Genomic DNA, 17,164 nt, shown 5'->3' with positions numbered 1-17,164 from the left:
CGGCGAGGTCGCGAACACCTCCCCGACGCCCCTGCCGTAGGGCACAATTCCCTCCCGTTGCCGGGGTGTCGGCGGCTCGGGGAGAGCCGGGGAGAGGTGGAGCGACGGTGGCCGTGGACACGGCGCGGGACGGTACGACGGGAGCGGCCGGTGCGGCCGGCGCCACGGGCACGAGGCCGGCGGGTCCGGCGGGTCCGGCGGGTCCGGCGACGGGCGCGGGAGGGGCGGTGGCCGGCACCGCGGGTGGTTGCGCCTGCCCCGGCTGTCCGCACGGCGTCCGGGAGGCCCGCCGCCGGGCCCAGGCCGACTTCCGGAGACGGCGCGACGAACTGGCGGCGGGTGTCGGGGTGCCCGCCGCGCTCGCCCACTCCCCCGGCGCCTCCCGCCAGTGGGTCTCCGACGAACTGACCCAGGCGGCCCAGGTCGTCGCCGACCGCGTCCGCGCCGAGGAGGACGTCCGGCTGCGCGGGCTGTGGCGGCGCACCACGCTCGTCGTCTGGTGCGCGGTCGCCCTGTCGGCGGCCGTCCAGGGGGTCGGCGCCTTCCTCGGCCCGGGCTGGACGACCGCGCGGACGGCCGGACTGCTCGCCGCGCTGGTGGCCGCGCTCTGCCTGACCGCGGCGGCCCGGCTGCACCGGTCGCACGGCGGGGTGCCGGCACCGGTGATCGGGGAGGACAACCGGCTGTCGACCTCCCGCGCGGTCGCCGCCGCGTGGGTGCTGTGGGTCTGCTACACCGTGCTGGTCCTCGCCGTCGAACTGGCGATCGCCCCCGACGCGGAGGACCGCCGCCGCGTCCTGGCGGGCCTGGCCCTCCAGCGCGGCGCCGGACTGCTGACCGTCCTGGCCCTGTCCTGCGCGGTGGCCGTCGTGGTGCGGCGCACGGTGGCCCTGCGGGTGCGGGCCCAGCGGCTCCAGAAGGTCCGCGCCGACCGGCCGCGTGCCGCCGATCTGCTCACCGACGACGACGGTCGCGGGTCCTTCACGGACGTGCAGTACGTGCTGGTGAACGCGGTCGCGCTGGTGCTGGCCGCGGTCCGGCCGGCCGAACGGCCCGACGGACTGCCGGACCTGCCGTGGGCGGTGGTGCTGCTGACGGCGGTCTCGGCCGTGACGTACCTGGCCGGGAAGCACGCCGAGGGCGGCCGTCCCGTCGTCCTGTCCGTCGTCCGCGCCCGGGAGGCGGGGGATCTGGACGCGCCGATCCGCACCGGCGACGACATCGAGATCCGCGGCCACGGGTTCGTGCCGCCGGGCGCGCAGACCCCGGACCGGCCGGCGCGGACGACGGTCCGCATCGGCTCCGTCCACGTCCACGTTCCGCTGGTGCCGGTGGTCGGGGGCTTCGCCAATCCCGCCGACACCGTGCTGATCGTCCCCGTCCCGGTGGACGTCGAGCCGGGACGGGTCGAGGTGCAGGTGATCACCGCGTCGGGCGCCGAGACCAATCGCTACGCCATCGACGTCGTGGACTGACGTCCGTGTCCCGCGCCGTGTCCCGCGGGCTCGCCGCGCCGCCTCTGTCCGGTGTGCCCGGCGCCTGGGGGACGTGGCGCCGGGCACACCGGTCATCGGTCACCGATCACCGGTGACCGGTCGGGCCGGGGCCCGTGGAGCACGGGCGAGGAAGGGGTGGGTGCCCGCGCCGGGGCCCCGGCGGGCTCACTCGTAGGTGATGTCGGAGGCGGAGTAGCGGCAGTGCTCGCCGTCCGGGCCGCTGCCGATCCTGCTCGGCTCCCTGCCGCTGCTGTTGCCCTCGTAGCGCTCGCACGGCTTGATCTTCTTCTTGGGGTCGCCGACGATCGTGACGTTCCGCAGGGTGGCGGTGTCCCCGTAGTTGCTGTTGATGCCGACCAGGGACGTGCCGGGGGCGGTGACCGTCACGCCGTCGAGGACCACATGGCGCGTGTACTGCTTCCTGCAGTTGCCACAGGAGCGCACCAGCTTGCCGAAGTCGGACACCCGGAAGTCCGAGATCCGCAGGGTGCCCGCGCCGTTGAACTGGAAGACCTTGTCGTCGGCCTCGCGGGCGCCGCCGCCGATGACGGTGTACTTCGCCGAGGAGGAGGTGCCCTTGAAGCTGGCGGCGTCCTCGCCGACGTCCTCCCACCACACGTTCTGCAGGGTGCAGCTACCCGCGCAGTGCACGCCGTCGGCGGCGGGGGAACCGAGGACCACGTTCTTCAGGACGGCACCGTCCTTGAGCTTGAAGATCGGGTCCTGGCCCTCGTCCTGCCCGTCGCCGCCCAGTTCGCCGCTGCCGTGGAAGCGCTTCATCCCGCCGTCGTAGCTGCCCGAGACCTCGATGGTGGAGGAGACCGGCCTGCTCTCCTTCGGGTCGGGCCACGCGGTGGCGGCGCCCGCCGAGGACGTCGAGACGGCGCCGGTGGCGACCGTCGCGCCCGTCACGGCGGCGGCGATCAGCACACCGGTGGCGCGGCGGCGGGCGGGCCGCCTCCGGTGCTCTCCGCGGCGGGGGGTTCTCTGGTTCATGGGTGGCTCCGACTTCCGTGGACTCTCGTGGGGGTTGTTCGCCGTGGGATCGCTCGCCACGTACGCCCTCAAGTCGCCGCCGTCGCCCGGGAGGTTGCCGCCGGAACGACTTTTTCCTCCCGGCCCCTCCCGGTCCCCCGCTCCCCCGGCGGGGACGCCCCGACTTACGCAACAAGGTTGCGCAAACGGTTACTATGCTCAGCGCCCAACGCCGGGCTCGGGCACACCACACGGAGGCTTCCCATGGCCCCGGACGACGCGTCCGCCGAGTTCCACGAGTTCTTCGAGCGCCACCACACCGAACTCGCCCGCCTCGCCTACCTGTTGACGGGCGATCCGGACGCCGCCGAGGACCTGACCGCCGACGCGCTGGTCGAGCTCTGGCACCGCTGGGACCGCGTGCGGGCCGCCGACCACCCGGTCGCCTACGCCCGCGGTGTCGTCGCCAACCGGGCACGGTCCCGCGTCCGCAGCGCGGTGCGCGAAAGACGCCGCCTCTCCCTGTTCCGGCTCCAGCGCTCCGAACGGATCGACGATCCGGACGTGGCGGCCGTCGTGGACGTTCGAACGGCCCTGGCGCGGCTGTCGTTCGGCAAGCGCGCCTGCGTCGTGCTGCGCCACGCCCTGGACCTGTCCGAGCGGGAGACGGCGCTCACCCTGGGTGTGTCCGTGGGTACGGTCAAGAGCCAGACGTCCAAGGGCATGGCGGAACTGCGGCGGCTGCTGGGGCCCCGGGCCACCGGCGAACTGGTGGGGAGAGGGAAGTGATGGACCCCCTGCACGAGATGCTGCGGGAAGAGGCCGACGCCTACCGGCCGGACCGGGCGCGGCTGCGCGCCCGGGTGTGGGAGGGCGTCTCCGCCGGGACACGGGGGCGTCCCGTACCGCACGCCGCCCCCGCCCAAAGCGCCCGGCTCCCCCGACTCCTCGGCACGTCCCGCGCCTCCTGGCCCCGGATCGCCCTCGGCGCCCTGGCCGCGACCGCCGCGCTCCTCGCCGGCGTCCTCGCCGTCACCTCCCCGACGGACGGCGGCGGGGGGAGCCGGGAGGTGGCCACCGCACCGCTCCCCACCCCGCCGGACCCCGACGCGCCGGCGCCCTCCCGCGCCCCGTCCTCCCCGGATCCGTCCTCCCCGGATCCGTCCTCCCCGTCGAACGCCGGTCCGCGCCCCGGCGGGCACCGCGTCGAGGACGGTCCGCTGTGGGCCGAGGGCTCGATCGACCCGCACAGCAACCCCCACTGGGCGCAGGGCAACATCACCCTCGGCACCCGCGAGCCCCTCACCTCGCTCGTGGTGGAGGTGCGGATCGCCCGGACCGACGGCGTGCGGAGCACCGGCGACTGGCGGACGCTGCCCGAGGCCGACTTCACCGCCACCACGCGCGAGGAGGGCGACGCGCTGGTCTACCGCTGGACCCTGAAGGAGGGGCGGACCGTGCCCGCCGGGGAACACGTCTTCGCCGTCCAGTACGACCGCGCGACCGCCGCCCGCGACACCGGGAACGACACCTACGCCGCGACCGCCACGACGGCGGACGGCGAGCACACCGTCCGGGGCGGTTTCCGGCCCCCCGCCGGTTGAGCCCCGCCGTCCGCGCGGGCTCAGCCCCCGGCGCCGCTCGCGCCGTCGCCCGCGGGCTCGCCCCTCCTCCGGCCCCGGCGGCGGCGGACGGCGTGGGTGGCGGCCGAGACGGCGCCCGCCGACAGCAGCGCCGCGGGGACCAGCGACAGCAGGACGGGCAACGGCACCTCCCACCGCCCCGTCGCCGTCAGGACGTGGGCCACGGCGACGCCCAACAGCGACAGGCCCAGCAGCAGCCGGGCGGGCTCGAACCGGTGCGGCCTCATCGCCCCTCCCCCGTCGCGTGCTGCACGACCTCGGCCTCGCCCACTCCGACGCGCAGGCGCAGCTCCAACACCCCGTCCGGTTCGCCTCCGCCCGCCGGGGGCAGCGTCCGCCGGTCGGTGACGCCGAACCCGCCGCCGCGCTCCTCGCTCCAGCCGCCGGCGGCACCGGGCAGCTCCGACAGCCGGTAGCCGCCCGCGTCCACCTCGACGTCCAGCCGGACCCCGATGTCCTCGGGCACCAGGACCAGCGCCTCGCCGGCGCCCACCTCCACGCTGGTGCGGAGGGTGGTCCCCTTCTCCATCTCCACCTCGGACAGGTCGAGGACGGCCGAGCCGGTGCCCAGCTCGTACCGGTCCCGGACCGAGGCGGCCGACGGCGGGTGCCAGTACGCCTCGGTCCACTCGGTGGAGATGTCCTTCGGCAGCGCCACGGCGCCGGCCAACAGCGCACCGGTGCACACGATCGCGGCGACCGTGCCGCCGCCCACCCTCCCGTAGAAGGCGCTGACGGCCGTGCCCAGCCCGAACACGCCCAGCGCGCACCCCAGCCCCACCGACAGCGCGGTGCCCAGTGACTGCGAGGACCAGGCCGCTGCCGTGCCGGCCACCGCCGCCACCGCCGCGAGCAGGAGGACCAGGCCCCCCAGGGACCGCCGCCCGCGCGGCACGTTCCCGGCCGCGTTCCCGGAGGCGCCCCCGACCGCCGTGCCACCGCTCCCCCGTCCGCTCTTCCCCCCGCCGTTCCCCCCGTCGCCGTCCGGGTCCCACGGGCCCCACGGGGAGGACGCCGGCGCCGCGTACGGATCGGCGGCGGTCGGCTCGTCCTCCGGGCCCCACAGGTAGCCGGTGTCGTGCGGCCGTCCCGGTCGCCCTTCCTTGGTCAGCGGCTCCCGCCACCACGACGGCCCGGCCGGGGCGGGCGGTGCCTTGGCCTCGGGAGGGGCCTCCGCGGCGGCGTGGGCCGCCACCGGATCCGTCGGCCGGCCCTCGGCCTCGGTGGCCACGGCCCTGCGCCGCTGCTGCGACCAGTGGGCGGCCCCGGCCACGGCGCCGACGAGCAGCACGGAGAACAACTGGACGCGCCCGCTGTCGTTCCCCATGGAGGCGAGGAACAGTCCGGAGCCGACGAGGGCGCAGAGCACCGCGCTCAGCGCGCTGCCCTCGACCCGTCCCGACAGCAGCCGCCGCCCCTCGTTCTCGTCCTCACCCTCCAGCGGAACGAACAGCCAGGCGAAGCCGTAGAAGAGCAGCCCGAGGCCGCCGACGGCGGACAGCACGGCCAGCGGCACCCGGAAGACCACCGGGTCCAAGTCGTAGTGACGGCCCAGGCCGCCGCAGACCCCGGAGACGACCTTGTGGTGCCGGCTGCGCACGAGCCGCGGCCTCGCCTCCGGTTCCCGCCCGCTCCCGTCCGGCGTCCCCGGTGGCTCCCCGGACCCCCCGGACCCCCCGGGAGCCGTCCCCCCCGCGGACCCGGACGGCGTGGCCGCGGATCCACCGCCGGGCGGCCGGTCGTCGTGCGGGTCGTGCGGCTGGGCGTCTCTCATGGGCTCCATGGTGGCGTGCCCGCCCGCCGCCGGGCATCAGGGGCGGACCCGGAGGCGTCCCGGATGTCTCGGGGACGGCTCCGGGTCCGACCCTGATGTCCGACCGGCCGGGTCCGTGTGACGATCGTGGCGTGACCACTTCCGTCCAGCAGCCCGCCGTCGAACACCTCCCCCTGCGCAAGCTCTACCGCAGCGCCGAGGGACGGCTGCTCGGCGGGGTCGCGCGCGGGCTGGCCGGGCACCTGGGGATGCCGGTCGCCTGGGTGCGCGTCGCCTTCCTGGTGCTGTTCATGGCCAACGGCATGGGCGCCCTGGTGTACGCCGCCTTCTGGTTCGTCGTGCCGCTGGGGACGGGCGGGGTCGAGGCCGTGCCGCAGCCGGGGAAGGACCGGCGGGGCGTCGTCCGCGGACCGGACAAGGGGCAACTGCCGGCCCTGCTGGCGCTGGCCGTGGCGGTGGTGGTGCTCGGCACCAACGTCCACTACGGCGCGGCGGGGACCTACCTGTGGCCCCTGCTCCTGGTCGGTGTCGGCGTCGCCGTCGTGTGGCGGCAGGCCGACAACTCGCGTCGCGCCCACTGGATGGAGGTCAGCCGGCGCAGGAGGCTGCTGCCCCTGGCGCGCAGCGCGGCGGGCGCCCTCCTGGTCTGCCTGGGCATCGCCGGGTTCGCCGTCACCCGGGGTCTGGGGCCGCACCTGGGCATGGTGCTCCAGGCGTCACTGGCCCTGCTGGTGGGCATCGCGCTGCTGGTGGGCCCGTACCTGGTCCGTCTGGTGCAGGACCTGTCGGAGGAGCGGCTGATGCGCATCCGCGCGCAGGAGCGCGCCGAGGTGGCCGCGCACGTCCACGACTCCGTGCTGCACACCCTCACCCTGATCCAGCGCAACGCCGACAACCCCCGTGAGGTGGCCCGCCTCGCCCGCGCCCAGGAGCGCGAGCTGCGGGCCTGGCTCTACCGGCCGTCGGGCACGGGCAAGGACGAGAACGAGGAGGACGCGTCGGAGAGCCTGGCCGAGGCCGTGCGACGGCTCGCCGCCGAGGTGGAGGACGCCCACGGGGTGCCGGTGGAGGTGGTGTGCGTGGGCGACTGTCCGCAGGACGAGCGGCTGGGCGCCCAGCTCCAGGCCGCCAGGGAGGCGATGGTCAACGCCGCCAAGTACGGTGGCGAGGGCGGCCCGGTGCAGGTCTTCGCCGAGGTCGAGGGGCGCACGGTGTTCGTCTCCGTACGCGACCACGGCCCCGGCTTCGACCTGGACGCGGTGCCCGAGGACCGGATGGGCGTACGCGAGTCCATCATCGGACGGATGCGGCGCAACGGCGGGACGGCCGTACTGCGTTCGGCTCCCGAGGGGGGCACGGTGGTGGAGCTGGAGATGGAGAGGGCGGAAGCATGAGCGAGGAGCAGCACCGGGCCCGGGTGGTCCTGGTCGACGACCACCGGATGTTCCGCACGGGCGTCCGGGCCGAGATCGGCCGGCCGGAGGAGACGGGCGTCGAGGTCGTCGGCGAGGCCGCCGACGTGGACCAGGCGGTCTCCGTCATCGCCGCGACCCGCCCCGACGTCGTCCTGCTCGACGTCCACCTGCCGGGCGGCGGCGGGGTGGAGGTGCTGCGGCGCAGCACGACGCTGATGGCCGACCCCGAACACCCGGTGCGCTTCCTGGCCCTGTCCGTCTCGGACGCGGCCGAGGACGTCATCGGCGTGATCCGAGGCGGCGCCCGCGGCTACGTCACCAAGACGATCACCGGCTCCGACCTGGTCAAGGCCGTCTTCCAGGTCGCCGAGGGCGACGCGGTGTTCTCCCCGCGCCTGGCGGGTTTCGTGCTGGACGCCTTCGCCTCCACCGACGCCCCGCCGGTCGACGAGGACCTGGACCGTCTCACCCAGCGCGAGCGCGAGGTGCTGCGCCTGATCGCGCGCGGCTACGCGTACAAGGAGATCGCCAAGCAGCTGTTCATCTCGGTGAAGACGGTCGAGAGCCATGTCTCGGCGGTGCTGCGCAAGCTCCAGCTCTCCAACCGCCACGAGCTCACCCGCTGGGCGACGGCCCGCCGCCTGGTGTGACGGCGCGCGCCCGCGCGCGGTTCCGGCGTCAGCGCCCGGAGAGGTGTCCGGCGAGGGACTCCGGGGGCATCGTGCCGCCCTGCTCGGCCATGGCGCGCTCCTCGGCGCTGCCGCAGTTCCGGCCGAGCGTGAGCCGGGTCCGCCCGGTGCCGTCCGGCTCGTCCGGCTCGTCCGGCTCCAGGGCCGTGACCGTCTGCTCGGGATGGCCGGGCACGTCCATGCCGAGGACCAGCCGCGGCCCGGACGGCCCGCGTACCGGCGGCGTCACATCCGGTCGATCGCGGTGAGGTCGATGTCGATGCCGTACGGGACCGTGAGCGTCAACCGGTCCTCGTGGACGCCGGTGAGGGCGTACCTCCCCGTGGTCGGGTCGAGGAGGTGGACGTGGACGACCGGGCGGTGGCGCACGCCCTCCTCGACCAGCCAGAAGTGCGGGATGCCCGCCCGCGCGTAGAGCTGCGGCTTGCGCTCGCGGTCGCGGATGGCGGAGTCGGGGGCGACCGTCTCGACCACCAGGACGGCGTCCCGTGCCGCGTAGCGGTCCGTGTCCAGCCCCCGGACGGCCTCCGCGCGGATCACCAGCACGTCCGGTTCGGGTGCCTGCCCCGGTCCCAGGGCCACGAGCGTCTCCCGCCGCACCCGCAGGTGCGGTGGGCAGGAGCGCTTCAGGCCGTCCGCCAGGAGCGAGGTGGCCAGGGCGTGGTGGACGCTCTGCCGGGCCCGGAAGACCAGGCCGCCGTCGATGAGCTCGGTGTGGGAGGGGAGTTCGGTCAGGTGGCAGAGGTCGTCGATCGTGAAGCCGCGGTGCGGGGGCCGCAGCCACTCGGGGAACGGCTCGTCGTCGATGCCGTTCGCGCTCTCCGTTTCCTCCATGGCGCCATCGTGATCACGTTCCGTCCGACGGCTCACCGGAAATGTCCGTTCCTCCGCCCGTACGGGTGAACGACCCCAGGGGAATTGACTCGGGGGCGCGCTACCGTCGTGCCCGATGTGCCGGTGCGCGGTTGTCCGAGGGGGAGACGGAATGGACGGTTCGGTCGAGGAGCGCGTGGCCGAGGCGGTCCGGGCCGGCGACGAGGACCTGTTCGCGGAGCTCGCCGCGAGGCACCGGCACGAGCTGCGGGTGCACTGCTACCGGATGCTGGGATCGTTCACCGACGCCGAGGACCTGGTGCAGGAGACCCTGCTGCGGGCCTGGCGCGGCCGGGCCGGTTTCGAGGGACGGTCGTCGTTCCGCGCCTGGCTGTACCGGATCGCCACCAACGCCTGTCTGGACGCCCTGGACGGCCCGGCCCGCCGGCGGGAGATCGCCGTGGCCGTGAACGCCTCCGGCGACGCGGCGACCTCCGGCCTGGCGGAGGTCCCCTGGCTCCAGCCCTACCCGGACGGGCTGCTGGACCGGGCGGCGCCGGCCGCCGGCGAGCCGGAGGCGGCGGCGATCGCCCGGGAGACCGTCGAGCTGGCGTTCCTGGCCGTGATCCAGCACCTGCCGCCCCGACAGCGGGCGGTGGTGGTGCTGCGGGACGTGGTCGGTTGGTCCGCCCAGGAGACGTCCGAGGCCCTGGAGACGAGCGTCGCCTCGGTCAAGAGCGCGCTCCAGCGGGCCCGTGCGACGCTGCGGGAGAAGCTGCCCGAGCGGCGCGCGGAGTGGCGGTCCGCCACCGGCATCGGCGACGCCGAACGGGCCCTGCTGCGACGGTACGTCGACGCCTCCCGCCGGGCCGACCTGTCGGAGCTGACCGCGCTGCTGCGCGAGGACGCCCGGCAGACGATGCCGCCGGCGCACCTGGTGTACGACGGCCGGGAGGCGATCCTCGACATGTGGCGCCCGGTCCTGGCGGGCGAGGAGCGGTGGGGCGCGTGGCACTGCGTCCCGCTGGCGGTGAACCGACAGCCGGCGATGGCGAGCTACATCCGCCGCCCCGGCGAGGAGACGTACTCGGCGGTCAACATCGACGTTCTGTGCGTCGAGGACGGTCTGATCACCGAGATCACCACCTTCGGCCCGGAGGTGCTGCCCGCCGCCGGCCTCCCGCTCTCCCTGTCCCCCGCGGACATCGACATGTGACCCGGATCACTTTGGCCGGTCGATTCCTTTCCCCGGAGCCGCCCGTCACACGAGCGACACCGCAACACCGCGCACACGGCGGCGCGACGAACCTCCGGAAGGGAACCCGTCATGGTCGAGAACACGGACACCACGCAGGCCGCGCGGCCGGACGAGCGGCTCCGGGCGCTGGACCGGCTGACCGGCACCTGGAAGGTGACCGGGGGCGCGGAGGGCACCGTCACCTACCGATGGATGGAGGGCGGCTTCTTCCTGATCCAGGACGTCGAACTGGAGCAGTACGGGCAGCGTGTCACCGGGCTGGAGGTGATCGGCCGGGAGCGGCCCTTCGGCGCCGAGCGGCCGAGCGAGGACATCCGCTCCCGCTTCTACGACAGCCAGGGCAACACCTTCGACTACGTCTACGAACCCGACGGCGACACCCTGACCATCTGGGCCGGCGAGAAGGGCTCCCCCGCGTACTTCCGGGGCACCTTCGAGGCGGACGGCGACTCCCTGACCGGCGCCTGGGTCTACCCCGGCGGCGGGGGCTACGACTCGGTGATGACCAGGATCCGGTGACCGGCCGGCCTACAGCCGGTCGATCGCGGTGAGGTCGATGTCGATGTCGAAGGGGACGGCGAGCCTCGGCCGGTCGTGGTGGATGCCGGCGCGGGCGTACTTGTGGGGCTTGGTGTCGCGGTCCCTCCCATGGGCGGGATTCTCGGCCTCGCCCCAGCGGATCCAGCCGGAAACGCCCGCGCCGCCGCTCGAAAGGGTGAGCGGCGGCGCGGGCGCCGGCGTTCAGGAGGGCGCGGGAGGCGTCACTCCCACTCGATGGTCCCCGGCGGCTTGCTGGTGACGTCCAGCACCACGCGGTTGACGTCGGCGACCTCGTTGGTGATGCGGGTCGAGATGCGGGCCAGCGTCTCGTACGGCAGGCGCGTCCAGTCGGCGGTCATCGCGTCCTCCGAGGAGACCGGGCGCAGCACGACCGGGTGGCCGTAGGTGCGGCCGTCGCCCTGGACGCCGACGGAGCGGACGTCGGCGAGCAGCACCACCGGGCACTGCCAGATGTCGCGGTCCAGGCCGGCGGCGGTCAGCTCCTCACGGGCGATGGCGTCGGCCTCGCGCAGCAGGTCCAGGCGCTCCCTGGTGACCTCGCCGACGATGCGGATGCCCAGGCCGGGGCCGGGGAAGGGCTGGCGGTGGACGATCTCGTCCGGCAGGCCCAGCTCCTGGCCGACCATGCGGACCTCGTCCTTGAACAGCTTCCGCAGCGGCTCCACCAGCTCGAACGTCAGGTCCTCGGGGAGGCCGCCGACGTTGTGGTGGGACTTGATGTTGGCGGTGCCGGTGCCGCCGCCGGACTCCACCACGTCCGGGTAGAGGGTCCCCTGCACCAGGAACTCCACGGCGTCGTCGCCGGAGCCGGCCTCGGCGACGATCTCGCTCGCGGCCTGCTCGAAGACGCGGATGAACTCCCGGCCGATGATCTTGCGCTTCTGCTCCGGGTCGGAGACGCCCGCCAGCGCGTCCAGGAAGCGCTTCTCGGCGTCCACGACCTTGAGCTGGACGCCGGTGGCGGCCACGAAGTCCTTCTCGACCTGCTCGGACTCGCCCTTGCGCATCAGGCCGTGGTCCACGTAGACGCAGGTCAGCCGGGAACCGATGGCCTTCTGGACGAGGGCGGCGGCCACCGCGGAGTCCACGCCGCCGGACAGCCCGCAGATGGCACGCTTGGTGCCGATCTGCGCGCGGATGGCGGCGACCTGCTCCTCGACGACGTTCGCGGCCGTCCAGGTCGGCCGCAGCCCGGCGCCCCGGTAGAGGAAGTGCTCCAGGACCTGCTGGCCGTGGGTGGAGTGCATCACCTCGGGGTGGTACTGCACGCCGTAGAGCCTGCGCTCGTCGTTCTCGAAGGCCGCGACCGGGACACCGTCGGTGGCGGCGGTGACGGCGAAGCCCTCGGGAGCGGCCGAGCAGGCGTCGCCGTGCGACATCCACACCGACTGCTCGACGGGAGTGCCCTCGAAGAGGGTGGAACCGGGCTTGGTGACGGTCAGCGGGGTGCCGCCGTACTCGCGGCGCCCGGTGTTGTCCACCGTGCCGCCCAGCGCCTGGGCCATGAGCTGGAAGCCGTAGCACATGCCGAAGACGGGGACACCGGCCTCGAACAGCGCCCGGTCGATGCCGGGCGCGTCCTCGGCGTAGACGGACGCGGGCCCGCCGGAGAGGATGATCGCCTTCGGGTCCTTGGCGAGCATCTCCTCCACCGGCATGGTGGACGGCACGATCTCGCTGTAGATCCGGGCCTCACGGACGCGACGGGCGATGAGCTGGGCGTACTGCGCGCCGAAGTCGACGACGAGGACGGTGTCCGGGGCGGCGGTGGGCTCGGTGGGCTCTGGTGCCACGGGGCAGGCTGCCTTTCGGCGGGGATCTGGCTGGGAACCTCCAGTCTACCGGGGGCGTCCCGAACGCCCGGCCGTCTCACGATCCGGCCCGCGCCGGCCGCGGCGGACGGCCCGGGGCATACTGGTGCGCATGTTCGCGCAGACCCAGTTCTGGTTTACCTATGGCACCGGCCCGGCCGGCTGCCATGGTGTCGCTGCGCGCACGCACTGACGAGCGACTCACCCAGGCGCCCCGGGCCGGTCAGGCCCGGGGCGCCTGTCGTTCGCTCCGTCCCCGGGCACCGGCCGGTCCGCGGCGCGCGATCCCCGGAGGGACGTCAAGGCCATGACCACCACGACAACCGTCACCACCACCGCCACCACCCCCACCACCGCGGCCACCACCACGGCCGCGGCGGATCGGGGCGCGCGCCCGGACCCCGGCGTCGACGCCGCCGGTCCCGAGGAGCGGATCGCCGGGGACCGCGACCGGATCGACGACCTGGACCGCCGGATCATCGAGCTGATCCGGGAACGTGTGGAGGTCTCCGCCCGCATCCAACGGACCCGGATCGAGGCGGGCGGGCGCCGCGTGAACCTCTCCCGCGAGATGGAGGTCCTCACCCACTACCGCGAGCGGCTGGGCAGGCCGGGCACCTCCCTGGCCATGACCCTGCTGGAGCTCTGCCGCGGCCGCGTGTGACCGTGCCGTCGGGCCGGTCCTCCGCCACACCGGCCGGGCGTCACGGACCGTCATCACCCGTACGGCACGTTACCGCCGCGCGGAGCCCTCGTTGGACCGGACGACCCCAGAGCCGACCGGGCGCCCGGAGGCCGTGGGGAGAGTGCCGGAGCGATGAGACGTCGTCCTCCCTCGGGAGGTGAGGACCGGACGTCGTGGGACCTCGCTCCGGCGCGGTGACCGGACGGCAGGGGACAGCAGCCCGGTCACGACATCGGCGGTCGGTCCGCGGGACGCCGTGGACCGACCGCTCCCCCCTCCTCCCACCGGCTTCCGGCTTCCGGCTTCCGGCCCCACCCGCTCGAACAGGAAGTGAACCGGTTCCGGACAGCTTGGGGAGAGGGCGACCGGTTCGGGTCGGAACGGTTGCGCGGTGGCGGCCGTTCCACGACGATGCGAAGTGGGTCCCGCACCCGGACCCACGACGAGAGGGACCATCCCCCGCGGCGTTCCCCCGGCGCCGCCTCAGCGTTGGCGAAGCCCTGACGCCGACGCTGGCCCGAGGGCCCCGGGCACCGGCCACCCCACCCAGCCGGCGCCCGGGGCCCTTCCCCTCCGGCGCTCGGCCGCGTGCCCGCCCGGACGGAGGCCCCTCGACGACGCGGCTTGGTGATATGGGCCACACCGAAACCCGGGCGAGCGTGGGCAACTGCTCGCTTCCGTCCGTTATGACGCGCCGATCCGGTCGGGGGCACGGGCGGGCACTCGGGAACACTCCCGCGGAAGGTCCCGCTCCGCCTCTACTCTGATGCTGGCCCGACGCGTCCGGTGTGCGAGGGCCCTCCGCCTCCCTGTCGCCTCACACCACTTGAGGTCAACCGTGAAGCTTCGTCGCGCCCTCGCGGCCGCCGCCACCACGGCCGTCATCGCTCCCGCCGTCCTGATGGCGACCCCCGCGGCGCACGCCGACGGCGGCGCGGACCGGAGCCCCGCCCCCACCCTGGACGCACCCACCGGCGAGCCGGACACCGGTGGGCGGGACGCCTCCGGAGAGCCCGGCGGCACGGAACCCGAGACGCCGACCGAAACACCGGCCGAAACGCCGACCGGGACGCCGTCCGGGGCCGGGCCGGACGGTCCCGTCGACCCCGGCGGCTCCGGGCCCGAGGTTCCGGGCGAGCGGGAGACCGAGGGCCCGGGTGCCGACGCGCCGAAGGACCGGGACGGTGAGGAGTTCGGGGAGCCCGAGGAGTCCGGAGAGCCCGAGGAGTCCGGAGAGCCCGAGGAGTCCGGAGAGCCCGGGGAGCCCGGCGGGGAGGAGCCGGAGGAACCCGGCGAGGAGGAGCCCGAGGACGGCCTGTGGCCGGTCGAGGAGTGCGAGATCACCGGCGAGGACCCGGACTTCGCCTCCTCCGTCGACGGCCTGCCCGAGCAGATCGCCGCGGGCAGCGGTTGGCAGCCCTTCTCGCTGAGCGTGCGGAACGGCTCGGACACCGACCGCGCCTTCGCCCAGGCGCACGTCTTCCTGCACGCCGAGTCCGACGCCGGCGACGCGACCCCCCATCTGTCCCTCCAGGTCGAGGACGCCACCGGCCGGTGGCGGGACGTCCCCGTCGAGGACTTCCTCACCCCCGGATACGGCTTCGTCGGACACGGCTCGATCGGGGCCGGGGAGACCGTCACCCTCCGGCTGCGGCTGCGGGCCGACGCCGACGCCCCCGGCTCGATCGGCATCGTGATGGGCTACGCCTTCTACCTCAACGAGGACGACGAGACCTGTTCCCAGGGCCCGATCGGCGACGTCTACTCCTTCGAGATCGTTCCGGCCGGCCGGAAACCCAGCGGCAACGCCGCCGGACCGCAGACCCGCGGCGAGCGGAAGCTGCCGGTCAGGCCCGTGCACGTCGAGGAGCGGGACGCGGCCCTGGAGTTCGAGGGCGAGCTCGCCGAGACGGGTTCGTCCCCCGCGCTGCCGGTGCTCGCCCTCACGGGCGCCGCGGCCGTGGCGCTGGGCGCCGGCGCCGTGTACGGCGTGCGGCGCCGGGGCGGATCCGGGACGGGCACCTCCGCCACCGTGTGACGGCGCGCCCGTCCCGCTCCTCCGCCGCGTCCGGACGGACGCGGTTCACGTCCCGGCCGGCTCCGCCTCCCCGGCCCCGGCCGGCTCCGCCTTCCTCGGCGGCACCGCCGGAACGGGCAGCAGCGGCAGCCGCAGCGCGGCGAACGCCTCCTCGGGCACCGCCGGGCGGCGCGGCGCGACGACGGGCACCCGTACGTAGCCCGTGCCCTGCGCGGGGCGGGGGTCGGGCTCGCCCTTGTTGGGCCACAGGGACATGGCCCGCTCGGCCTGGGCGGTGATGGTCAGGGACGGGTTGACGCCGAGGTTGGCGGAGACGGCGGCGCCGTCCACCACCGAGATGCCGGGGTGGCCGTAGAGCCGGTGGTAGGGGTCGATGACGCCCTCCTCGGCGGACGCCCCGATGGGGCAGCCGCCCAGGAAGTGCGCGGTGAGCGGGGTGCCCATCAGCTCCCCGACGTTCGTCCCCGGGAAACCGTTGATGTCCTCGGCGACGAGCCGCGCGGCCTCGGCCCCTTCGGGGATGTGGTCGGGGTTGGGCGCGCCGTGCCCCTGCCGGGCGGTGAGCAGGCCCTTCCCCGGCCCCCTGGTCCTGCGGTAGGTGGTCAGGGAGTTGTCCAGCGTCTGCATCACCAGGCCGATGATCGTCCGCTCCGACCACCGGCGGTTGGAGAGCGCCCGCAGTGTCTGCACCGGGTGGCGCAGGCACTGTGCGACGAGGGCCAGCGGCTTGGGCAGGCGTCCGCCGTGCGGCACCTGGATGACGGACAGCATGCCCATCGCGTTGGAGCCCTTGCCGTAGCGCACCGGCTCGATGTGGGTGTTCTCGTTCGGGTGGATGGACGAGGTGATGGCCACGCCCCTGGTGAAGTCCAACGTCGCGTCGGGCCCGTACTTCTTCCGGTAGCGGCGCTCGGTGGTCAACGATCCCACCAGGGCCTCGGAGTTGGTGCGGGTCAACTCGCCCAGCTTCGGGGAGATCCGCGGCAGCACGCCGGTGTCGCGCATCCGGTGCAGCAGGGTCTGGGTGCCGTAGGTGCCGGCGGCGACGACGACCCGCTCGCAACGGAGCACCGTCCGCCCGCCCCGACGGCGTCGGGCGGTCGGCACGGTGGTGACGGTGAAGCCGCCCTCGCCGTCCTCGGCGATCTCGGTGACGGTGGTCATCGGATGGATGGTCGCACCGGCCTTCTCCGCCAGGTACAGGTAGTTCTCGGTGAGGGAGTTCTTGGCGCCGTGCCGGCAGCCGGTCATGCACTCGCCGCACTCGGTGCAGGCGCGGCGGGAGGGGCCCGCGCCGCCGAAGTAGGGGTCGGGGACCTCCTCGCCCGGTTCGGCCCGCGCCTTCCCCCCGGCGTCCTCGCCGTCGCCGAAGAAGACGCCGACGGGGGCGAGGTGGAAGGTGTCGCCCACGCCCATCTTCTCGGCGGCGGCCCTCAGATGGACGTCGGAGGGGGTCGTGGTCGGGTTGAGCCGCACCCCCAGCATGCGTGTGGCCTGGTCGTAGTAGGGGGCCAGCTCCTCCTGCCAGTCGGTGATGTGGCCCCACTGGCGGTCGGTGAAGAAGGCGGGCGGCGGCACGTAGAGGGTGTTGGCGTAGTTCAACGACCCGCCGCCCACCCCGGCGCCGGCCAGGATCATCACCTTGTCCATCAGGTGGATGCGCTGGATGCCGTACAGGCCCAGCGCCGGGGCCCACAGGTAGTTCCGCAGGTCCCAGGAGGTCTTCGGCAGCGTCTGGCGGGTGAAGCGGCGACCGGCCTCCAGCACGCCGACGCGGTAGCCCTTCTCGGTCAGCCGCAGCGCCGACACCGAGCCGCCGAAGCCGGAGCCGACGACGATCACGTCGTAGTCGTACGCCGACTCCGACTGCTTTTCCGTTGCTCTGTCCTGGGGACGGGACACGGGGGTACCTCCGGCGGTGCGACTCGTTCGTGTGGCGGGGAAGGGAGGAAGCCGCGGACGGGCTCTGACGGGTGGTGGCGTCGGCGGAAAGGGGGCGGCGGAAA

16 protein-coding genes are annotated in these 17,164 nt (G+C 74.4%); 9 read left to right on the top strand and 7 right to left on the bottom strand.

All coding sequences use genetic code 11. The annotated features are described in order from the left end of the window. The first annotated feature begins 107 nt into the window (after positions 1-107). Positions 108-1,475, top strand: a complete 1,368-nt coding sequence (locus F0L17_RS16320; protein ID WP_420802420.1) for a hypothetical protein — start codon at positions 108-110, stop codon at positions 1,473-1,475. A 186-nt stretch (positions 1,476-1,661) separates the two neighbouring features. Here the strand turns inward: F0L17_RS16320 and F0L17_RS16315 are convergent, their stop codons facing one another. Then, complete coding sequence (locus tag F0L17_RS16315; RefSeq protein WP_155071652.1) at positions 1,662-2,492, bottom strand: pectate lyase; 831 nt, start codon at positions 2,490-2,492, stop codon at positions 1,662-1,664. Between the two features lie 243 nt (positions 2,493-2,735). Between F0L17_RS16315 and F0L17_RS16310 the strand changes: the two genes are divergently transcribed. Both F0L17_RS16310 and F0L17_RS16305 read left to right on the top strand, forming a co-directional pair. Continuing rightward, a complete protein-coding gene (locus F0L17_RS16310; RefSeq protein ID WP_155071651.1) occupies positions 2,736-3,260 on the top strand; it encodes a SigE family RNA polymerase sigma factor in 525 nt (174 codons plus the stop codon). Next, the gene (locus F0L17_RS16305; protein WP_155071650.1) at positions 3,260-4,075 is read left to right on the top strand and encodes a hypothetical protein; all 816 of its coding nucleotides are present in this window, start codon (positions 3,260-3,262) and stop codon (positions 4,073-4,075) included. The genes F0L17_RS16310 and F0L17_RS16305 overlap by 1 nt, the downstream gene beginning before the upstream one ends. A 20-nt stretch (positions 4,076-4,095) precedes the next feature. Here F0L17_RS16305 and F0L17_RS16300 read toward each other — a convergent pair whose 3' ends face one another. Both F0L17_RS16300 and F0L17_RS16295 read right to left on the bottom strand, forming a co-directional pair. Then, entirely contained in the window at positions 4,096-4,341 is a 246-nt protein-coding gene (locus F0L17_RS16300) for a hypothetical protein (protein WP_155071649.1), read from the bottom strand. Continuing rightward, positions 4,338-5,714 (bottom strand): PspC domain-containing protein, encoded by a 1,377-nt coding sequence (locus tag F0L17_RS16295; RefSeq protein ID WP_338018105.1) that lies wholly within the window; start codon positions 5,712-5,714, stop codon positions 4,338-4,340. The genes F0L17_RS16300 and F0L17_RS16295 overlap by 4 nt, the downstream gene beginning before the upstream one ends. Positions 5,715-5,983: 269 nt before the next feature. Between F0L17_RS16295 and F0L17_RS16290 the strand changes: the two genes are divergently transcribed. Continuing rightward, on the top strand, positions 5,984-7,282 hold the full coding sequence (locus F0L17_RS16290) for a PspC domain-containing protein (RefSeq protein WP_155071647.1): 1,299 nt from the start codon (positions 5,984-5,986) through the stop codon (positions 7,280-7,282). Further along, positions 7,279-7,953, top strand: a complete 675-nt coding sequence (locus F0L17_RS16285) for a LuxR C-terminal-related transcriptional regulator (RefSeq protein WP_155071646.1) — start codon at positions 7,279-7,281, stop codon at positions 7,951-7,953. The genes F0L17_RS16290 and F0L17_RS16285 overlap by 4 nt, the downstream gene beginning before the upstream one ends. A 28-nt stretch (positions 7,954-7,981) precedes the next feature. Here the strand turns inward: F0L17_RS16285 and F0L17_RS16280 are convergent, their stop codons facing one another. Both F0L17_RS16280 and F0L17_RS16275 read right to left on the bottom strand, forming a co-directional pair. Beyond that, on the bottom strand, positions 7,982-8,221 hold the full coding sequence (locus F0L17_RS16280; RefSeq protein ID WP_155071645.1) for a hypothetical protein: 240 nt from the start codon (positions 8,219-8,221) through the stop codon (positions 7,982-7,984). Beyond that, entirely contained in the window at positions 8,218-8,826 is a 609-nt protein-coding gene (locus F0L17_RS16275) for a Uma2 family endonuclease (RefSeq protein WP_155071644.1), read from the bottom strand. The genes F0L17_RS16280 and F0L17_RS16275 overlap by 4 nt, the downstream gene beginning before the upstream one ends. A 151-nt stretch (positions 8,827-8,977) precedes the next feature. Between F0L17_RS16275 and F0L17_RS16270 the strand changes: the two genes are divergently transcribed. Both F0L17_RS16270 and F0L17_RS16265 read left to right on the top strand, forming a co-directional pair. Next, positions 8,978-10,021, top strand: coding sequence for an RNA polymerase subunit sigma-70 (locus F0L17_RS16270; protein WP_155071643.1), 1,044 nt, complete (start codon positions 8,978-8,980; stop codon positions 10,019-10,021). A gap of 111 nt (positions 10,022-10,132) precedes the next feature. Then, positions 10,133-10,582 (top strand): hypothetical protein, encoded by a 450-nt coding sequence (locus F0L17_RS16265; protein WP_155071642.1) that lies wholly within the window; start codon positions 10,133-10,135, stop codon positions 10,580-10,582. Positions 10,583-10,824: 242 nt separating this feature from the next. Here F0L17_RS16265 and guaA read toward each other — a convergent pair whose 3' ends face one another. After that, on the bottom strand, positions 10,825-12,417 hold the full coding sequence (gene guaA / locus F0L17_RS16260) for a glutamine-hydrolyzing GMP synthase (protein ID WP_162466276.1): 1,593 nt from the start codon (positions 12,415-12,417) through the stop codon (positions 10,825-10,827). Between the two features lie 325 nt (positions 12,418-12,742). On the opposite strand from guaA, the gene F0L17_RS16255 reads away from it, so the two are divergent. Both F0L17_RS16255 and F0L17_RS16250 read left to right on the top strand, forming a co-directional pair. Continuing rightward, positions 12,743-13,099, top strand: coding sequence for a chorismate mutase (locus tag F0L17_RS16255; protein ID WP_155071641.1), 357 nt, complete (start codon positions 12,743-12,745; stop codon positions 13,097-13,099). 859 nt (positions 13,100-13,958) lie between these two features. Continuing rightward, positions 13,959-15,158 (top strand): hypothetical protein, encoded by a 1,200-nt coding sequence (locus F0L17_RS16250; RefSeq protein ID WP_155071640.1) that lies wholly within the window; start codon positions 13,959-13,961, stop codon positions 15,156-15,158. Between the two features lie 45 nt (positions 15,159-15,203). Here F0L17_RS16250 and F0L17_RS16245 read toward each other — a convergent pair whose 3' ends face one another. Next, positions 15,204-17,060 carry an FAD-dependent oxidoreductase gene (locus F0L17_RS16245; RefSeq protein WP_162466275.1) on the bottom strand — a complete coding sequence of 619 codons (1,857 nt, stop codon included), beginning with the start codon at positions 17,058-17,060 and terminating at the stop codon, positions 15,204-15,206. Positions 17,061-17,164 lie beyond the last annotated feature (104 nt).

Origin of the sequence: Streptomyces taklimakanensis (assembly GCF_009709575.1) — a bacterium.
In the GTDB taxonomy this organism is placed as follows: Bacteria; Actinomycetota; Actinomycetes; order Streptomycetales; family Streptomycetaceae; genus Streptomyces; species Streptomyces taklimakanensis.
This window is presented reverse-complemented; position numbering and strand designations above follow the sequence as displayed.